The following is an 18613-nucleotide window of genomic DNA, read 5'->3' as shown; positions in this document are numbered from 1 at the left end:
CGCCGGCCCGGCCCCCGCGGAAAGTCTTGCCGCGGAAGGATGCGGAACTGGTTGCAAATCCGAAACAGGGACGCCTTCATGGTGGCGGCTCTGCGTGCAGGGAATCGCAGAGCACAACCAGGAGAGGCAGAATGTCTGATCATCCGGCACAAGGCCCATCGCCGTCGGGCGCCGCGCAACGCACCGAGGCCCTGCGCCGCATCGGCCAGTTGCTGCAGGTGGAGAAGCCGCGGGACGGGCTGGAACTGGAGGTCAGCGGCATGATCGGCCATGCCCTGGGTGCCGCGCGGGCCGGCTACGCCCAACTCGATGGCGGTGCCTCCACGCTGCGCATCCGCGACGACTGGGCCGCGCCGCCGGTGGCCTGCATCGCCGGCAATTATTCCACCGAGCTGTTCATCGAGACCATCAACCGCTTGGCCGCGGGGCAGGTGATCGCCGTGTCCGACATCGCCGCTTCGCCATGGCTCGGGGGCGATGCCGGCGCCTATGCCTCGATCGGCGCGCGCGCCTTTATCAAGGTGCCGGTGCGGCGCTACGGGAGGTTGTGCGGCATGCTGTTCGTGCATGCCGACCAGCCACGGGATTGGAGCTTCAGCGAGGTCGATTTCATGCGGGAGGCGGCGGAGCGGCTCAGCGCCGCGCCGGTTCCCCCGGCCGCGCCGGAGGCCTGACCCGTCAGGCCGCCTGCAGCAGGTGCGCGCGGCTGCGCATCAGCGGCTGGATCTGTCGCCCGAACTTGTCGAGACCCTCCACGAAGTCGTCAAAGGTCAGCATCAGCCCCTTCACGCCCGGGATGCCCGCCGCCTCGTCCATCAGCCGGGCCACCGTGGCGTAGGAGCCGACAAAGGTGCCGATGTTGAGGTTCACCGGGGAGGAGCCGCGCACCATGGCATCCGCCGTGGAACCGGCTTCCGCCTTCTTGTCTTCGCCGGTTTTCAGCCCCAGCCATTCCAGCGCGGCCTGGTCGGTGCCGGCGACGTAGTGGTCCCACTTGGCCCAGGCCGCCTCATCGGTGGGCTCGGCGATGATCATGAACAGCATGTAGGAGCCGACATCCCGGCCCGTCCTGGCCGCCGCCGCCTGCATCCGCGCCGCGATCGGGGCTGCCTTTGCCGGCTCGTTCATGCCGAGGCCCAGGCAGAAATTATAATCGGCATGCTGTGCCGAGAACTCCATGCCGCGCCCGCTCTGCCCGGCCGAGACCACCTTGATCGGTGCCGCGGGACGGGGGCTCAGCTTGCAGCGGTCCATCTGGAAGAAGCGCCCCTTGAAGTCGGATTCACCCTCTGCCCAGAGCTCGCGCATGATCTGCACGTATTCGGTGCTGTAGTCGTAGCGGTGGCCGAAATAGTCCTCGCCCGGCCACAGGCCCATCTGGCTGTACTCGCTGCTGTGCCATCCCGAGACGATGTTCACCCCGAAGCGGCCGCCCGAAATGCTGTCGATGGTGACTGCCATGCGCGCCACGATGGCGGGGGGCAGGGTCAGCACGGCGGTGGAGGCATAGAGCCTGATCTTGCTGGTCACCGAGGCCAGGCCGGCCATCAGGGTGAAGCTTTCCAGCCCGTGGTCCCAGAACCCGGTCTTGCCGCCGAAGCCGTGCAGCTTGATCATCGACAACGCGAAATCCAGGCCGTAGGCCTCCGCCTTCTGCACGATCTGCCGGTTCAGCTCGAAGCTCGGCATGTATTGCGGGGAATGTTCCGAGATCAGCCAGCCATTGTTGTTGATCGGAATGAACACGCCGACATCCATCAACCCACCCTCCGGTTTCCTGCGCAACGGGTCCAGCAACGGGCGTGCCACAGGCCGGGGGGTTTCCCCGGGGCGCAGGGCGGCGCAGAATCTCGGCTTCTCCTGGATCAAAGGATTTCACGCCATGGCCGACAGCAATGCTCCCAAACCCTGGGAATGGCCGGAAGAACAATGGCGCCGCATCGTGGGCCGCGCTTATGGCGGGCGCAGCCTGTCGCCCAATGGCTGGCCGAACGGTGCCCGCTGCTGCGTGGCCCTGTCCTTCGATGCCGACCACGAGACCATTCCGCTGCGCGACGCGGATGAAAGCCCGATGCGGATCAGCCAGGGGCAGTATGGCGCCCGCCGGGGCGTGCCGCGCATCCGCGCGCTGCTGCGGCAGCACGGCATCCGTGCCAGCTTCTTCTACCCCGCCGTGTCGGCCTTGCTGCACCCGGAGGAGGTGCGCGAGGTCGCCGGGGAGGGTCACGAGATCGGCATCCATTCCTGGATCCACGAGGCCAACACCAGCCTGCCGCCCGGCGTCGAGCGCGAGCTGACCCTGCGCGCCGCCGACACGCTGGAAAAGGTGTCCGGCATCCGCCCGGTGGGAATCCGCACCGCGAGCTGGGATTTCTCCGCCGACACGCTCGACATCATCCGCGAGATGGGACTGCTCTACGACAGCTCGCTCATGGCCGATGACGAGCCCTATGAGCTGCTGGCGCATGGCGAGCCCACCGGCATCATCGAGCTGCCGCCGGAATGGATCCGCGACGACGCGCCCTATCTGAACATGCTGCGCTTCTCGGCCATCCGGCCCTACACGCCGCCCTCCGCCGTGGAGGAGATCTTCCGTGTCGAGTTCGACGGCGCCTATGCCGAGGGCGGCACCTTTCTGCTGACCATGCACCCGCACATCATCGGCCACCGCAGCCGCATCGCCTTGCTGCGGCGGCTGATCGAGCACATCAAGGGCCATGAAGGCGTGTGGTTCGCCACCCATGCCGAGCTGGCGCAGCATTGCAAGGACCAGGCGGGCTGACGGTCGGCGCCCTGGCGGGCGCGTTTTCCCTGACGGGGGCGGCTGTCGCCGCCCTGGCCGCGGGAGCCTCAACATCAGTTCCGGGCCACGCTGATCCTTGCCGTCGGCGCGGGGCAGGGGCAGGCTGCGGCGCATGACCGAGCGCCACGCCTTTCGCCTGTTCCCCAACCCGCGCCACGGCACGCCCGGCGTGGTGGTGCTACCCGAAGGCGGCTTCCGCCGCGCGGCCGCCGAAATCACCTCCTGGCCCGGCTACGCGCCCACGCCGCTGCGGCCGCTGCCGGACCTGGCCGCCGCGGCCGGCGTCGCGGCCCTCCACTACAAGGACGAGGCGGGGCGGTTCGGCCTCGGCAGCTTCAAGGCCCTGGGCGGTGCCTACGCGGTGGGACGGCTGCTGGCGGCGGAGCTGGCGCGGCGCGGCGTGGCCGATGCCGCCCGCCTCGCGGCACTGGAGGCCGGGCAGCATGCCACCGCAACCCGCGGCATCACCGTCACCTGCGCCACCGATGGCAATCACGGGCGCTCCGTCGCCTGGGGTGCGCGGCGCTTTGGGGCGCGTTGCGTGATCTTCGTGCATGAGCATGTCAGCCAGGGCCGGCGCGACGCCATCGCCGCGTATGGCGCCGAGATCCGCGTGGTGCCCGGCCATTACGACGATGCGGTGCGCGAGGCCGCCGCGGTGGCGGAGCGCGAGGGCTGGTTCGTCATCTCCGACACTTCCTGGCCCGGCTACACCGAGGTGCCACGGGACGTGATGCAGGGTTACCGGCTGATGGCGGCGGAGGCCCTCGATGCCCTGGACCTGCCGCCGACCCACGTGTTCGTCCAGGGCGGCGTCGGCGGCGTGGCGGCGGCGGTGTCGGTGCAGTTGCGCGCGCGCCACGGCATCGATGCACCGCGCCTGGTGGTGGTGGAGCCGGATCAGGCGGCCTGCCTGCTGGCCAGTTCCGAGGCCGGCGGCCTGACCAGCGTGCCCGGCGAGCTGGACACGCTGATGGCCGGCCTGGCCTGCGGCGAGCCCAGCCTGCTGGCCTGGCAGGAACTGGAGCGGGCCGCCTTCGCCTTCATGTGCATCCCGGACGATGCGGCGGTGGACGGCATGCGGCGGCTGGCATCCTGCGGGATCACGGCGGGTGAAAGCGCCACGGCGGGCTTGGCGGGCCTGCTGCTGGCGGCAGGCGATGCGACGGCGCGCGGCGATCTCGAGTTGCGGCATGACAGCCGCGTTCTCGTCTTCGGCACGGAAGGGGCCACGGACCCTGCGCTCTATGATCATCTGGTGCCGATGCATCTTCGTAGCGTCACAGGGCTGTAAAGCCACTGTCACGAAGCGGCTTTAAGTCCCCGCACCATCGGCCCGGCACCCATCGGGCCATATTGGTAAATGCGGGAGTCTGTCATGAAGTTTCCGGTGACGGCGCTGGCCATCGGCGCGGTCCTGAGCCTGGGCGCCGCGCGCGCCGAAGCGCAGGAAAAGCAGAAATTCACCTGGTGGTACGGGCTGACGGGCCAGCTCGGCGAGGTGATGCAGAGCTATTGCCGCAACTTCAATGCCTCGCAGAACCAGTTCGAGATCACCTGCACCGGCCAGGGCGAATATGCCGACGCGCTGCAGAACACCATCGCGGCCTTCCGGGCCGGCGCGCACCCGACCATCGTGCAGGTCTACGACGTTGGCACCACCGACCTGATGCTGTCCGGCCAGTACATGCCAGCGCGGCAGCTGATGTCGGAGAACGGCTACCAGGTGAAGTGGGACAACTACATCTCCTCGATCGGCAACTACTACGCCACCAGCAAGGGGGAGATGCTGAGCTTCCCCTTCAACTCGTCCACCGCCGTGATGTACTGGAACAAGGGCACCTACCGCGCCGTCGATCAGGAGGCGCCGCCGGCAACCTGGCAGGGCGTGGAGAAGGCGGCGCGCGCGCTCAAGGCGCAGGGCCATGCCTGCCCCATCGCGATCGACTTCGATTCTTGGCAGCACTGGGAACAGTTCAACGCCATCCATAACCTGCCGATGGCCACCAAGGGCAACGGCTTCGGTGGCCTGGATGCCGAGATCCAGATCGCGCCGCTGTTCCGTCAGCACGCCAACACCCTGTTCCGGTGGTACAAGGACGGTCTGGTCCAGGTGCGGACCAAGGCCGGCGGCCGCACCCTGCCGGAAAGCTTCGCCTCCGGCGAGTGCGCCATGATGATGGCGTCCATCGCCAACCACGCGGCGATCACCCGCACCGCCCGGGAAGGGCTGGACTGGACGCCGGCGATGCTGCCGCTCTACGAGGGCCACAGCCGCACCAACAGCATGGTGGGCGGCGCCTCGCTGTGGGTGCTGAAGGGTCGCCCGGCCGGTGAGTACAAGGGCGCCGCGGCATTCCTGAACTTCATCGCCCAGCCGCAGCAGGAGCTCTTCATGGCGCAGAACACCGGCTACATCCCGGTGACGCGCGCGGGCTACGAAGGCATCAAGCAGAGCGGCTTCTACAACAAGCCCGAGAACCACGGCCGCGACATCGCCGTGGAATCGCTGCTTGCGACGGAGCCGACCGAGAACACGCGCGGTCTGCGCCTCGGCAACTTCACCCAGGTCCGCGCCCTGTACGCCAACGAGATGCAGGCGGCCTTCTCCGGCCAGAAGACGGTGGACCAGGCGCTCGATGCTATCGCGACGGAAGGCAACAAGCTGCTGCGCCGTTTCGAGCAGACCTATCGCGGCAAGACGCTGCCCTGATCCATGCTGCGCCGCGCGGGGGCCTGCCCGCGCGGCGTTTCCGTTTCCATCCGGTAAGGTCCTGATCCCGTGGAACGCCGCGCCACCTTTCGTGCTCCCTTGCTGCCTTGGCTGCTGGTGCTGCCGCAGCTGCTGATCGTGTTCGTGTTCTTCTACTGGCCGAGCGGGGAGGCTTTCCGCTGGGCCTTCACGCTGGAACAGCCCTGGGGCGGCGGGCGCGAATGGGTCGGCTGGCAGAACTTCCTCGAGATCTTCGTCAGCACCCATTACTGGGCTTCGGTGCGGGTCAGCATGATCTACGCCTTCGGCACCTCGGCGCTGGCCATCGTCATCGCCCTGCTGCTGGCGTTGTTCATCGACCGCGAGGTGCGCGGCAGCCGCGGCTGGCGGGTGGCGCTGATCTGGCCCTATGCCGTCGCGGCCCCGGCCATCGGCATGATCTTCCGCTTCGTGTTCGATGCCCGTGCGGGCGTGTTCAGCCTGCTCAACGCCGTTTCGCCCGGCTTCTGGGACCCGTCGATGAACGGCACCCATGCCATGGTGATGCTGATCTTCGCCGGCTCCTGGCAGTTGATCGCCTACAATTTCGTGTTCTTTCTCGCCGGCCTGCAAAGCATCCCGCGCCCGCTGACCGAGGCTGCGGCGATGGATGGCGCCGGGCCGCTGCGCCGCATGCGTGACATCCAAGTGCCGCTGCTGGCGCCGACCTTTTTCTTTCTGGTGGTGATCAACCTGACCGACAGCTTCACCAACAGCTTCGGGCTGGTGGACATCATGACCGGCGGCGGCCCGGCGCGCGCCACGGACATCATGGTCTACAAGATCTATTCCGACGGCTTCAAAGGCCTCGATTATTCCGGCGCGGCCGCGCAGAGCGTGATCCTGATGCTCCTGGTTGTTGCGCTGACCTTTATCCAGTTCCGCTTCGTCGAGCGGAAGATGCGTTACCGCTGAGGGGAGGGGGATCATGGTTGAGCGCCGTCCCTGGCTGGATGTTTTCACCCATGTGCTGCTGTTGTTTTCGGCGCTGGCGCTGCTGCTGCCGGTGTGGCTGGCCTTTGTCGCGGCCACGCACGACCTGGCTGGCGTCAACCGGGTGCCGATCAACTGGCTGCCCGGCCCGTACCTGCTGGACAACCTCGCCGCCGCCTGGCAGCGGGGCAGCTTCGCCACACGCTTCGGCACCAGCCTGATCGTCGCGGTCGGCGTGACCGCCGGCAAGATCCTGCTGGCCATGCTCGCGGCCTTCGCCCTGGTGTTCTTTCAATGGCGTGCCAAGATCGTGGTGTTCTGGCTGATCTTCCTGACGCTGATGCTGCCGCTGGAGGTGCGAATCGTGCCGACCTATGCGGTGGCGGCCAACGCCCTGGCGCCGTTCCAGGCGATCCTCGACGCAACCGGGATCACCACGCTGGTCGCGGCGGTCAGCGGCATCGAGATCAGCCTGCAATGGCAGATGCTGAATTCCTATGCCGGGCTGATCCTGCCGCTGATCGCGACCGCCACCGGCACCTTCCTGTACCGCCAGTTCTTCCTCACCATCCCGGAGGAGCTGGTGGAGGCGGCCAAGATGGACGGTGCCGGGCCGCTGCGCTTCCTGCGCGACGTGCTGGTGCCGCTATCGCGCACCACCATCGCGGCGCTCGCCACCATCCTGTTCGTGTATTCCTGGAACCAGTACCTTTGGCCATTGCTGGTCACCACCGAGCCGGACCGCGCCACGGTGATGGTGGAGTTGTCGCGCATGGTGCCGCGCGGTGACAGCATCCCCGACTGGAACGTCGTCATGGCCGGCGCGCTTCTGGTCATGCTGCCGCCGCTGGCGGTGGTCATCTTCATGCAGCGCTGGTTCGTGCGCGGCCTCGTGCAGACGGAGAAGTGAAAGCCATGTCCGCCATCGACCTGATCGGCGTCCGCAAGGATTACGGCAGCCAGACTGCCATCCATGGCATCGACCTGGCCCTGCCGGAAGGCGCCTTCATCGTCATCCTGGGCCCCTCCGGCTGCGGCAAGTCCACGCTGTTGCGCATGGTGGCGGGTTTAGAGACCATCACTGCCGGGGAGCTTCGCATCGGCGGCCACCGCATGAACGAGCGCGAGCCCAAGGATCGCGGCTGCGCCATGGTGTTCCAGAACTACGCGCTGTACCCGCACATGACGGTGGCGGAGAACATCGGCTATCCGCTGAAGGTGGCCGGGATGCGGCGTGCCGAGCGCCAGGCCCGGGTCGCGGAGGTCGCGGCATCGCTGGAACTCGGCGCGCTGCTCGGCCGCCGGCCAGGCGAGTTGTCCGGTGGCCAGCGCCAGCGTGTCGCCATGGGCCGTGCCATGGTCCGGCAGCCGCGCGTCTTCCTGTATGACGAGCCGCTCTCCAACCTCGATGCGCGGCTGCGCGTGCAGATGCGCCTGGAACTGCGCCGGCTGCACGAGAAGCTGGGCGCCACCTCGGTGCTGGTGACGCATGACCAGCAGGAAGGCATGACGCTGGCCGACCATCTGGTGGTGATGAAGGACGGCCGCGTGGAGCAGGCCGGAACCCCGCGCGAGGTGTATTCCCGTCCTGCCAGCCTGTTCGTTGCCGGCTTCCTGGGCTCCCCCTCCATGAACCTGCTGCCGGCCGAGGTGCTGGAAGGCGGCGATACCCTGCGCCTCGCCGGCGGCCACCTGGTGCGGCTGGCGGAGCCGCTGGCGGAACGCGGCCGCGTCACCCTCGGCATCCGCCCGGAACACGTCACCACCGGCGGGTTGCCGGCGCGGGTGGAGATGGTGGAAGATCTGGGCGCCTCGGTGCTGGTGCACGCGCAGCTCGAGGGGGGCGCCGCGATCGCCTTCCACAGCCCCGCGGAAGCGGCGCCGGCACGCGGGGAGGAGCTCGGACTCGGCCTGCCGCCGGCCCGGCTGCACCTGTTCGATCCCACCACGGGGCGCCGCCTGGCGGCGGTTGCCCGGGCGGAATCGGCGCATCGAGGGCTGGACTTTCCCGTGGCCTGAAGATGATAAAGCGTCCACCTATCCACCGGGAAGTGAGTTCATGATGCTGCACCGCCGCAACCTTCTGGCGCTGGGCACCGCCCTCGCGGCGCCGGCCCTGATCCCCGCCGCGGCGCGGGCGCAGGCAACGTTTCCGCGGGAGCCGATCCGTCTCGTAGTGCCGTTCTCGCCCGGCGGCCCGACCGACATCCCGGCGCGTCTGATCGCCGACGAGCTTTCGAAGATGCTGCCGCAGCGGGTGATCGTCGAGAACCGCACCGGCGCCGGCACGGTGATCGGTGCCGACGCGGTGGCCAAGGCCGCGAAGGATGGCCACACGCTGCTCTACACCACCATCGCCCAGGCGGCGATCCGCGCCATCTACCCGAGCCTGCCCTTCGACCCGGTGAAGGACTTCCAGCCGGTGGCGCTGACCGGCACCATCCCGATGCTGCTGATGGTGAACAAGGATGTCCCGGCCAACAGCCTGCAGGAGCTGATCGCGCTCTTCAAGAAGGAGCCGGGCGAGTATGATTATGCCAGCACCGGCAGCGGCGCGGCGCTGCACCTGGCGAGCGAGCTGTTCCTGAAGCAGGCCGGCGGGTTGAAGGTGAACCATATCCCCTACCGTGGCTCGGCCGCCGCCATGCCGGACGTGCTGAACGGCACGGTGGCGATGATGCTGGACGTGGCGAACAGCGGCCTGCCCTTCGTGCGCGAAGGCTCGGTGAAGGCGCTGGCGATCTCCTCCAAGCAGCGCCTGCCGCAGCTGCCGGACGTGCCGACCTTCGACGAGGCCGGTGTGCCGGGCTACGAGGCCTATACCTGGCACATGGTGCTGGCGCCCGCCGGGACGCCGCAGCCGGTGGTCGCGCAGCTGAACGAGGCCATCAACAAGGTGATGGCAATGGACAGCGTGAAGGCGAGGCTGTCGGACCTGACCATGACGACCCGCAGCGACAGCACGCCGGACAGCACCAGGAAATGGCTGACCGACGAGATCGCCAAATGGGAGCCGGTCATCAAGGAAGCCGGCATCAAGGCCGACTGAGTTCGACGCGGGCGGGGAGCGATCCCCGCCCGCTTCATTTCGCCAGCATGGCCTTGACGGCGCCGCCACGCCGCAGGACCCTGGCTCGCCGGCTCCAGGAGGACACCCGCAGCATGACTGACCTGCCCCGGCAGATGCGCTTCATCGATCATGGTCAGGGCGGCGAGCCCTCCGTGCTGGTGCCGGCCACCGGCCCGGTGCCCCTGCCAAAGCCGGACGAGGTGCTGATCCGCGTCCAGGCGGCCGGGGTGAACCGGCCGGACGTGCAGCAGCGCAAGGGCCTGTATCCGCCTCCGCCCGGCGCCAGCCCGGTGCTCGGCCTGGAAGTGGCGGGCGAAGTGGTGGCGGCCGGTGCCGAGGTGCGCCGCTTCAGCGTCGGTGACCGCGTCTGCGCGCTGACCAATGGCGGCGGCTACGCCGAATACTGCACGGCGCCCGAGGCGCAGACCCTGCCCTGGCCCAATGGCTTCGATGCGCTGCGCGCCGCCGCGCTGCCCGAAAACCATTTCACCGTTTGGGCCAATCTGTTCGGCCATGGCCGGCTGTCAGCCGGGGAGCGGGTGCTGGTGCATGGCGGCACCTCCGGCATCGGCGTCACCGCCACCATGCTGGCCCGCGCCTTCGGGGCGCACGCCATCGCCACGGCCGGAAGCGCCGACAAGTGCCGCGCCTGCGAGGGCTTCGGGGCCGAGCTGGCGATCAACTACCGCGAACAGGATTTCGCCGAGGCCGTGCGCGCCCATACCGATGGCCGCGGCGTCGACGTGGTGCTCGACATGGTCGGCGCCGACTATTTCCCGCGCAACCTGAAGGTGCTGGCCCGGGATGGCCGCCTCGTCATCATCGCCTTCCTGCAGGGGCACGAGGTCGAGAAGGCCGACCTTCGCCCGATCATGCTCAAGCGGCTGGTGGTCACCGGCAGCACGATGCGGCCCCGCACCACCGCCGAGAAGGGCGCCATCGCCGCGGCGCTGGAAGACAAGGTCTGGCCGCTGCTGGCGCGGGGCGAGTGCCTGCCCACCATCCATGCCAGCTTCCCGATGCAGGACGCGGCGGCGGCACACGCGCTGATGGAAAGCAGCACGCATATCGGCAAGATCATCCTGACGGTGGGTGACAGCACCGCCTGATGCTGCGGCTTGCCGATCTGCGCCTTCTGCTGGTGGCGGTGACGCTGTTCGGCGGTGCCTGGCCGATCACCAAGGCGGCGCTGGCCGATGCCACCCCGCTCTGGTTCGCCGTGTCCCGCACAATGCTGGGCGCCTTGGTGTCGGGGCTGGTGCTGGTGGTGCTGCGCCGGCTCAACTGGCCCTCGCCGCGCGACTGGCCGGCCATGCTGGGGGTCGGCCTGCTGCAGCTCGGCGGCTTCTTCGCCCTGACGCACCTGGCCGTGGCTCTGGTGCCGGCCGGGCGCACCGCGGTGCTGGCCAACGTCACCATCTACTGGTTGGTGCCGATGTCGGTGCTGCTGCTGGGCGAGCGGGTCTCGGCGGGACGCTGGCTGGCGGCGGCGCTGGGGCTGGCCGGGGTTGCCGTGCTGGCGGGGCCCTGGTCGGTGGATTGGCGGCAACCCGGCATGCTGGCCGGGCATATGATGCTGCTGCTGGCGGCGTTTTTCTGGTCCTGTGCCATCATCGTCACCCGGCGCTACCCGCCGCGCCACACCATGCTGGAAACCCTGCCCTTCAGCTTCCTGCTGGGCGGGTCGGTGCTGGTGCCGATGGCGGCCCTGCTGGAGCCGGATGGCGGCATCGGGCCGGGCGCGTTCTGGCATGCGGCCGTGATCGGCGGCGTGGTGGCCCCGCTGGGCACCTGGGCGGTGATCGAGGCGGGCCGGCGCCTGCCGGGTTCGGTGGCGTCGGTCGGCTTTCTGCTGGCGCCGGTGATCGGGGTGGTGGTGTCCACCCTGTGGCTGGGCGAGCCGGTCGGCCCCGACGTGATCCTGGCCGGGTTGCTGATCGGTGCCAGCGTCGTGGTGGCGACGCGCGGCTGAGCCTCGCAGCCCTGCGGGGCCGGAGGCGGGGGATGGCGTGCACGGACAAGGAAGGGCAAATGCGGCTCAAGGCAGTGGAGATGGGCACGGGAGAAGCGGACACCCTGGTGCTGCTGCACGGGTTGTTTGGCCAGGCGCAGAATTTTACCTCGGTGCAGAAGGTGCTGGCCGGTTCCCGCAAGGTGGTGGCGCTGGACCTGCGCAACCATGGCAACTCCCCGCATGCGACAGGGATGAGCTATCCCGCCATGGCGGAGGACGTCGCCGAAACACTGCAGGCCTTGGGCACCGGCCCGGTGGCGCTGCTCGGCCATTCCATGGGCGGCAAGGTGGCGATGACGCTGGCGCTGGCACGGCCCGCGCTAGTGTCGCGCCTCGTGGTGGCCGATATCGCGCCGGTCGACTATCCGCCGGCCTTCCGGCCCTATGCCGAGGCGATGCTGGCACTGGAGCTCCGGTCCGGCCTCGACCGGCGGCAGGCGGATGCGGCGCTGGCCGGCGCCATTCCCAATGCCGGCGTGCGGGGTTTCCTGCTGCAGAACCTGCGCTTCGGCGAGCCGGCGCCATCCTGGCGCAACGGCCTCGCCGAGATCGCCGCCGCGATGCCGGAGATCGAGGCGGCACCCGGCTTTCCGCCCGATGCGCGCTACGAGGGACCCACGTTGGTGCTGTCCGGGGAGCACTCCGACTACGTCCGGCCGGAACACCGGCCGGTGTTCCGCGCGCATTTCCCCGCCGCCCGGTTCGGCACGGTGAAGGGGGCCGGCCATTGGTTGCACGCGGAAAAGCCGGACGGCTTCGTCGCGGCGCTCACCGCCTTCCTGGGCTAGATCGCCACGGGGGCCTTGAAGCGGCCTTCCTTGTTCAGGTCCGCGGCCCGCCACAGGTACCACGCCGCGGCCGAGCGATAGGGCGACCAGCGGAGCCCGATCTCCGCCAGCGCCCTGGGCTTCGGCTGCGCATCCAGCCCGGCGGCGAGGCGGTAGCCTTCGCGCACCCCGAAATCATCCACCGGCAGGATGTCGGGGCGGCCAAGGGTGAAGATCAGCAGCATCTCCACCGTCCAGCGGCCGACGCCGCGCAGCGCCACCAGCCGCTGGATCAGCTCCTCGTCCGGCAGCCGCGCCGCGGCACGGCGGTTCGGCACCAATCCACCCACGGTCTTCAACGCGATGTCGCGGATGGCGGCCTGCTTGGCGCCGGAAAAGCCGCAACCGCGGATCGCGCCCTCGGGCAAGGCCAGTACGCCCTCCGGATGAGGGAAATCCTGGCCGGGAAACAACGCGATCAGCCGGCCCAGCATCGCCTCGGCGGCGCGGCCATGCACCTGCTGGTGGGCGATGGCGCGCACCAGCGCCTCGTAGGGCTCGCGCTGCAGCGGCTTCAGCCGCAACGGGCCGACCTGGCGCACCACCGGGCCGAGCACCGGATCGGCGGCCAGGGCAGCGCGCGCCTGGCGCGGCGCCAGCTTGCGGGCAGGAGCGGCGGGAGCCAGCATCAGCCAGGCGTTCATGCGCAGGGCCAGGGGTGTCGGGGGCGAATCGTCCGGTGGGTCACGGAGGCAGGCTAGCCGCCGCCACCTCCAAGCCGCAACGCTGCCGCCACCGTGACGTTGACCGGCGCAGGGACGAAACCCAGGCCGCCGGGGAAAGGAAGCCGATGTCGCGAAACAGCGCCCAGCAGGGCGAGGTATTCGAAACCAGCGTGCCCGCCCGGCTGGATCGCCTGCCATGGGACCGCTTCCACTGGCTGGTGATCGCCGCGCTGGGCATCACCTGGACGCTGGACGGGCTGGAGGTGACGCTGGTCGGCTCCCTGGCCGCCGCCATCCACGAGAGTCCCTCTCTCAGGCTCAGCGAAACCCAGGTGGGGCTGACGGCCTCCGCCTATCTGATCGGCGCGGTGGCCGGGGCGCTGTTCTTCGGCTGGCTGACCGACAAGCTCGGGCGACGGAAGATCTTTTTCGCCACCGTCATCGTCTACATCCTGTCGAGCATCGCCACCGGCTTCTCCTGGGATTTCTGGTCCTTCGCGTTTTTCCGCATGCTGACCGGGGCGGGCATCGGCGGGGAATATGCCGCGGTGAATTCGGCCATCCAGGAGATGATCCCGGCCCGCAAGCGCGGCACGGTGGATCTGGCGGTGAACGGCACGTTCTGGGCCGGCGCCGCCCTGGGCGCGGCCTCGGCCCTGGTGGTGCTCGACCCCGACGTGGTGGACCCCGAGATCGGCTGGCGCGCCGCCTTCATCGTGGGCGGTATGCTGGCGATCGTGATCATGTTCCTGCGGCGCTGGGTGCCGGAGAGCCCGCGCTGGCTGATGACCCATGGCAAGCCGGGCGAGGCCGACCGGGTGGTGGACGAAATCGAGGCCGGCGTTGCCGCACGCTACGGCAAGCCCCTGCCGCCGCTGGAATACGGGCCGGTGCGACTGAAGCGGCGGGGGCAGGCGACCATGCGGGAGGTGCTGCACATCATGCTGCACCACCACCGGGAGCGCACGGTGCTCGGCATCACGCTGATGGCCTGCCAAGCCTTCTGCTATAATGCCATCTTCTTCACTTACGCCCTGGTGCTAACCAAGTTCTACGGCATCGCCTCCAGTCAGATCGGCTGGTACATCCTGCCCTTCGCGCTCGGCAACCTGCTCGGGCCGTTGGTGCTGGGACCGCTCTTCGACAGCATCGGGCGCCGGGTGATGATTACCCTGACCTATGCCATCTCCGGCATCCTGATGCTGATCTCCGGCTATGCCTTCCAGCAGGGGTGGCTGACCGCCTGGGAACAGACACTGGCCTGGACGGTGATCTTCTTCTTCGCCTCGCCCGCCGCCTCGGCCGCCTATCTGACGGTGGGGGAAAGCTTTCCGCTGGAGATGCGCGCCCTGGCTATCGCCATGTTCTACGCCTTCGGCACGGCGGTGGGCGGCATCGCCGGACCGGCGCTGTTCGGCTGGCTGATCGAGGGGGGCGAGCGGATCTACATCGCCGGCGGCTTCGCCTTCGCCGCCTGTCTGATGCTGGTGGCCGCGGTCACCGAATGGAAGCTGGGATTCTCGGCCGAACGCCGATCGCTGGAATCCATATCGGCGCCGCTCGCCGCCCGGCATTAGCCCGAGGCTCGGGCCGCCCGCCGTCCATGCGCCGCGACCTGCCACATGGTGCAGATCAAGATCCGCACCGCCGAACCCGCCTCGTTGCTGCGGAACGCGATAGCCCGGACGGCGCGGCGGTGGCGGGTTGCTGGATGGAGCCTTCGGCTTCGGCTCGAACCGGAAGAAAGCCGCGTCCGATCTTTTTGGGCCGAACCTGGGGTGCCGCGCGATGACAAGCCATCGCCGCGCGTTCATGCTGCAACGCAAGAACATCCCGCCCGGACCTCATGGCCGACAGACGCCACGCTTCATCCCGCGACATCCCGTTCATCCGGCGCGGCACGGCCGAGTTCCGCCGCACCAACTTGGCCTTTCTGTGCGCCGGCTTCGCCACCTTCGCGCTGCTGTACTGCGTGCAGCCGCTGCTGCCCGCCTTCGCGGCCGCGTTCGGCGTCAGCCCGGCGACCAGCAGCCTGTCGCTTTCCCTGCCCACCGCGGTGATGGCCTGCTGCCTGCTGGTGGCCGGCGCGTTATCGGAGACGCTGGGCCGCAAGCCGATGATGGTGGCGTCGGTTCTGTTCTCGGCGGTGCTGACCCTGGGCTGCTCCCTGGCGCCGGGCTGGGAAGCGCTGCTCACCCTGCGCGTGCTGCTCGGCATCGCCCTGAGCGGGCTGCCCGCCATCGCCATGGCCTACATCACGGAGGAGATGGAGCCCTCCGCCAGCGGCTTCGCCATGGGGCTCTACATCAGTGGCACCGCTGCCGGAGGCATGGCGGGGCGGGTGATCACCGGCCTGCTGCTGGACTGGGGAAGCTGGCACTGGGCCATGGGTGCCATCGGCCTGCTCGGCCTCGCCGCGGCCGTGACCTTCTGGTGGGCGCTGCCGCCGTCCCGGCACTTTGAGCCGCGGCCGCTGGCGCTCGGGGGGCTGCTGGCCAATTACACGTTGCACCTGCGCGATGCCGGTTTGCGCTGGCTGTTCCTGGAAGGCTTCCTGTTCATGGGCAGCTTCGTCACGCTCTACAACTACATCGGCTTCCGGCTGATCGCGCCGCCCTTTGACCTCGGCCAGAGCGCGGTGGCGCTGGTGTTCACCCTCTACATCGTCGGCATCGGCGCGTCCACGCTGGTCGGGTGGCTGGCCGACCGCTACGGCCGGCGCACCATGCTGTGGTCGATGGCGCTGCTGATGCTGGCGGGGCTCGGGCTCACCCTCCCGCCCTCGCTGCCGCTGACGGTAGGGGGGATCGCGGCGATGACCTTTGGCTTCTTCGGCGCGCATTCCCTGGCCTCGTCCTGGGTCGGCCGGCGGGCCCAGTCGGCGCGGGCCCAGGCTTCGTCACTCTACCTGTTTGCCTACTACATGGGCGCCAGCATCATGGGCGTCGCCGGCGGATGGGTCTGGGCCCGGGCGGGATGGACCGGGATCGGCTGGATGCTCGGCGGCACGCTGACCCTGGCCCTGCTGGTGGCGGTGCTGCGGCTGGCGCGTCTGAGGCCGGCTGGTCGCGGCTGAGGCCGCGCCGCCCTGCTGCTACTTGCCGGGTCGCACCGGTGGCGGCATCTCCCGGGTGCGCTCCGTTTCGCCGTCCAGCTTCTGCCCGGCCGAAACCGGACGCGGCTTGCGTTCCAGCCAGGGGTTGCGCGGCGGCGTGCCCATCTCCCGATGCGTGCTCTCGCTGCCGGTGGTGTCGGTGCCTGGCGTGCGTTCCTCGGCCATGCGGGGTTCTCCTGTTCGATGTTCCTCCCCTTGCAACGATCCGCCCGGGCCTGGGTTCCCAGCCAAGGCCTGACGGAGGTGCCGCGATGCTGACCGGAGGCTGCCACTGCGGGCGGGTGCGCTACGAGGCCGCGGGTGAGCCGTTTCATGCGGCCTGGTGCCATTGTACCGATTGCCGGCGCAGCAGCGGCGCGCCGGCCATGGCGTGGTTCAGCGTGCCGGTGTCCGGCTTTCGCCTGGTTTCCGGCCGCCTGCGGTGCCACGCATCCAGTGATCGGGCGCGGCGCGGCTTCTGCGCCGATTGCGGCACCAGCCTGACCTATCACGGCACCGGGCTGCCCGAACTGGACATCGCGACCGCGACGCTGGACGATCCGTCCCTGCAGCCACCGGGCGACCATATCTTCTTCGGCAGCCGCATCGCCTGGGTCATCCCCGGCGATGACCTGCCGAAGCACGATCGCGAGCGCGGCGCCTGAGCGCTCAGCCCGGGCGCGGCGCCAGCAGGATCACCGCCGCGCCCGCGAGGCAGATCAGCGCGCCGGTGAGGTCCCAGCGATCCGGCCGCATTCCCTCGGCCAGCCAGAGCCAGGCGAGGGAAGCCAGGATGTACACGCCGCCATAGGCGGCATAGGCGCGACCGGCCGCCGCGCTGTCCACCAGCGTTAGCAGAAACGCGAACAGGGCGAGGCTGGCCATCCCTGGCAACAGCCAGAACGTGCCCTGGCCGAGCCGCAGCCAGGCCCAGAACGCGAAGCAGCCGCCAATCTCGGCAAGGGCCGCGGCGAGGTAGATCAAGAGGTTCCGGCTCATGCGGCGCAGTGTGGCGCCGGCATCAGAAGGCGGGAAGCCAGAGCCGCACCCAGCCAACCAGCAGCAAGGCCAGCATCGAGGGCCAGAGGTGCCGCCAAAGGTCCAGGGGGCGGGTGTTCCCGCCCAGTAACCCGGCGATCATGGCGGTGACGCCGATGCTCATGCCGGCCGCCGCCGCGCCGATGGCGTTGTGCAGTCCCGCCGCCAGCAGCGCCGGCAACCCCGCCGCGGAGCCCAGCGCCACCTGCACCGGCATCAGCGCGGCGTTGGACGCGACATTGCTGCCGGTCACGAGTCCCGACACCAGCGCCATGGGCGGCAGGGCGTAGACGGCCAGGGGCCCCAACATCGTGGCGGCGCTGTTGGCCAGCGCCGAGGCCATGCCGCTGCCGGCGAGCCAGCGGCCGAGCAGCACGTATAACAGCATGGCCAGGGCCGGCCGGGCGGCGCGGCGCAGCGACTGCCGGGCCGCACGGGCCGCGCCGGCCGGCCGCAGTGCCAGCAGCATGGCCGCCACCAGCCACAGCACCACCGCCACATGGCTCACCGGCAGCGGCGGCAGGTCGGGCCAGGGCTGGAAGGCGGGCGCGCTGCGCCAGCTTCGGGCCAGCAGCAGCATGACGGTCAGAAAGGTCCAGGGTGCGAGGGCCGCGCCGGCCCGCCACCATTCCTGCCGGCTTCGCGGCGGATCGAGCCGCCACAACACCCCGAGCAATGGCAGGCCGCTGGCCACGATGCCCGCCACCTCGAAGGGCAGCCAGCGATTAGCCAGCAGCAGCAGCATCGCCATGCCGGCCACGATGCTCCATTGCGCCCGCTTCTCCGCCGCCGACACGGGCAGGCCCGCCAGGGCGCACAAATGCCAGAGCAGAAAGGGCAGGCAGAGCAGCCAGGCCGCATGGGGCAGGGCGGTGGCCTGCGCCAGGACCTGCGGCGGTAGATGCACCAGCGCAGCCCCCAGCGCGGTGCCGGGCCCCAGCCCGCCCCACGGCACCATCGCCAGCGCCAGCAGGGCCAGGGCGCCGGCCGGTGCGCCGCCGATCCCCATCCGGCGCAGCGCCGCCAGCGCGAACACGGCGCCGACGGCGAAGCCGGTGACACTTTCCACGAAGCTGCCGCCCAGCAGCGTCGCCGCCAGCACGCGGCGTGGCGTGGCCGCCGGCGGGACCCCGTCCTGCCGCTGCAGCCGTGACACCGCCAGGTGGAACACCAAGCCGCCGGTCAGCACGGCGACCGGCTGCAGCCCCAGGAACACCGCGCGCGCGGCTTCTTCCAGCAGAAAAGCCGGCGTGGCTGCCGGACCTCCTGGCAGCGTCAGCGCCAGGCCAGGCAAGGCGGCGACCAAGGCTGCCAGGCAGGCCCCAACCGGCCCGGCCCGGCCCGAGGCCAGCAACAGGAGAAGCAGAGTAAGCGGAGCGGATTGCAGCAGGGCCATGGCGGGGTCATCCTGACCCGC

General features: G+C 69.5%; 19 protein-coding genes. 14 read left to right on the top strand and 5 right to left on the bottom strand.

The window, feature by feature from the left end:
* Positions 1-131: 131 nt before the first annotated feature.
* The gene (locus D2K64_RS00340) at positions 132-674 is read left to right on the top strand and encodes a GAF domain-containing protein (RefSeq protein WP_120005544.1); all 543 of its coding nucleotides are present in this window, start codon (positions 132-134) and stop codon (positions 672-674) included.
* Positions 675-678: 4 nt separating this feature from the next.
* On the opposite strand, the gene rutA is transcribed toward D2K64_RS00340, so the two are convergent.
* Entirely contained in the window at positions 679-1758 is a 1080-nt protein-coding gene (gene rutA / locus D2K64_RS00335) for a pyrimidine utilization protein A (RefSeq protein WP_120005542.1), read from the bottom strand.
* Between the two features lie 124 nt (positions 1759-1882).
* Here rutA and D2K64_RS00330 point away from each other — a divergent pair, with 124 nt between their 5' ends.
* The 10 genes from D2K64_RS00330 to D2K64_RS00285 all read left to right on the top strand — a co-directional run bounded on the left by D2K64_RS00330 (position 1883) and on the right by D2K64_RS00285 (position 12360).
* The gene (locus tag D2K64_RS00330; RefSeq protein ID WP_120005540.1) at positions 1883-2782 is read left to right on the top strand and encodes a polysaccharide deacetylase family protein; all 900 of its coding nucleotides are present in this window, start codon (positions 1883-1885) and stop codon (positions 2780-2782) included.
* 133 nt (positions 2783-2915) lie between these two features.
* Positions 2916-4097, top strand: coding sequence for a diaminopropionate ammonia-lyase (locus D2K64_RS00325; protein WP_120005538.1), 1182 nt, complete (start codon positions 2916-2918; stop codon positions 4095-4097).
* 84 nt (positions 4098-4181) lie between these two features.
* Positions 4182-5516 (top strand): extracellular solute-binding protein, encoded by a 1335-nt coding sequence (locus tag D2K64_RS00320; protein ID WP_202910392.1) that lies wholly within the window; start codon positions 4182-4184, stop codon positions 5514-5516.
* 69 nt (positions 5517-5585) lie between these two features.
* Positions 5586-6470 carry an ABC transporter permease subunit gene (locus tag D2K64_RS00315; RefSeq protein ID WP_120005533.1) on the top strand — a complete coding sequence of 295 codons (885 nt, stop codon included), beginning with the start codon at positions 5586-5588 and terminating at the stop codon, positions 6468-6470.
* Positions 6471-6483: 13 nt separating this feature from the next.
* Positions 6484-7398, top strand: a complete 915-nt coding sequence (locus D2K64_RS00310) for an ABC transporter permease subunit (RefSeq protein ID WP_120005531.1) — start codon at positions 6484-6486, stop codon at positions 7396-7398.
* A 5-nt stretch (positions 7399-7403) separates the two neighbouring features.
* Positions 7404-8507 carry an ABC transporter ATP-binding protein gene (locus D2K64_RS00305; RefSeq protein ID WP_120005529.1) on the top strand — a complete coding sequence of 368 codons (1104 nt, stop codon included), beginning with the start codon at positions 7404-7406 and terminating at the stop codon, positions 8505-8507.
* Positions 8508-8547: 40 nt separating this feature from the next.
* A complete protein-coding gene (locus D2K64_RS00300) occupies positions 8548-9537 on the top strand; it encodes a Bug family tripartite tricarboxylate transporter substrate binding protein (protein WP_306418925.1) in 990 nt (329 codons plus the stop codon).
* A gap of 113 nt (positions 9538-9650) precedes the next feature.
* On the top strand, positions 9651-10667 hold the full coding sequence (locus D2K64_RS00295; protein ID WP_120005527.1) for an NAD(P)H-quinone oxidoreductase: 1017 nt from the start codon (positions 9651-9653) through the stop codon (positions 10665-10667).
* A complete protein-coding gene (locus D2K64_RS00290; protein ID WP_120005525.1) occupies positions 10667-11530 on the top strand; it encodes a DMT family transporter in 864 nt (287 codons plus the stop codon). The genes D2K64_RS00295 and D2K64_RS00290 overlap by 1 nt, the downstream gene beginning before the upstream one ends.
* A 59-nt stretch (positions 11531-11589) precedes the next feature.
* Entirely contained in the window at positions 11590-12360 is a 771-nt protein-coding gene (locus D2K64_RS00285) for an alpha/beta fold hydrolase (protein WP_120005523.1), read from the top strand.
* Here the strand turns inward: D2K64_RS00285 and D2K64_RS00280 are convergent.
* A complete protein-coding gene (locus D2K64_RS00280; protein ID WP_120005521.1) occupies positions 12357-13043 on the bottom strand; it encodes a DNA-3-methyladenine glycosylase family protein in 687 nt (228 codons plus the stop codon). The two genes, D2K64_RS00285 and D2K64_RS00280, sit on opposite strands and share 4 nt — an antisense overlap.
* 146 nt (positions 13044-13189) lie before the next feature.
* On the opposite strand from D2K64_RS00280, the gene D2K64_RS00275 reads away from it, so the two are divergent.
* Together D2K64_RS00275 and D2K64_RS00270 are read left to right on the top strand one after the other, a co-directional pair.
* Positions 13190-14641, top strand: a complete 1452-nt coding sequence (locus D2K64_RS00275) for an MFS transporter (RefSeq protein WP_120005519.1) — start codon at positions 13190-13192, stop codon at positions 14639-14641.
* Between the two features lie 269 nt (positions 14642-14910).
* A complete protein-coding gene (locus D2K64_RS00270; protein WP_120005516.1) occupies positions 14911-16140 on the top strand; it encodes an MFS transporter in 1230 nt (409 codons plus the stop codon).
* 18 nt (positions 16141-16158) lie between these two features.
* On the opposite strand, the gene D2K64_RS00265 is transcribed toward D2K64_RS00270, so the two are convergent.
* Complete coding sequence (locus D2K64_RS00265; protein ID WP_120005514.1) at positions 16159-16344, bottom strand: hypothetical protein; 186 nt, start codon at positions 16342-16344, stop codon at positions 16159-16161.
* Between the two features lie 86 nt (positions 16345-16430).
* On the opposite strand from D2K64_RS00265, the gene D2K64_RS00260 reads away from it, so the two are divergent.
* Positions 16431-16823: a GFA family protein gene (locus D2K64_RS00260; RefSeq protein ID WP_120005511.1), complete on the top strand. Its 393-nt coding sequence runs from the start codon at positions 16431-16433 to the stop codon at positions 16821-16823.
* A gap of 4 nt (positions 16824-16827) precedes the next feature.
* Here D2K64_RS00260 and D2K64_RS00255 read toward each other — a convergent pair whose 3' ends face one another.
* Both D2K64_RS00255 and D2K64_RS00250 read right to left on the bottom strand, forming a co-directional pair.
* Positions 16828-17157 (bottom strand): YnfA family protein, encoded by a 330-nt coding sequence (locus D2K64_RS00255; protein WP_120005509.1) that lies wholly within the window; start codon positions 17155-17157, stop codon positions 16828-16830.
* Positions 17158-17179: 22 nt separating this feature from the next.
* Entirely contained in the window at positions 17180-18592 is a 1413-nt protein-coding gene (locus D2K64_RS00250; protein ID WP_120005507.1) for an L-lactate permease, read from the bottom strand.
* Positions 18593-18613 lie beyond the last annotated feature (21 nt).

This window comes from Teichococcus vastitatis, from assembly GCF_003604215.1.
GTDB classification, from domain to species: Bacteria; Pseudomonadota; Alphaproteobacteria; order Acetobacterales; family Acetobacteraceae; genus Pseudoroseomonas; species Pseudoroseomonas vastitatis.
The sequence above is the reverse complement of the archived record's forward strand: the minus strand, read 5'-3'. Positions and strand labels throughout refer to the sequence as shown.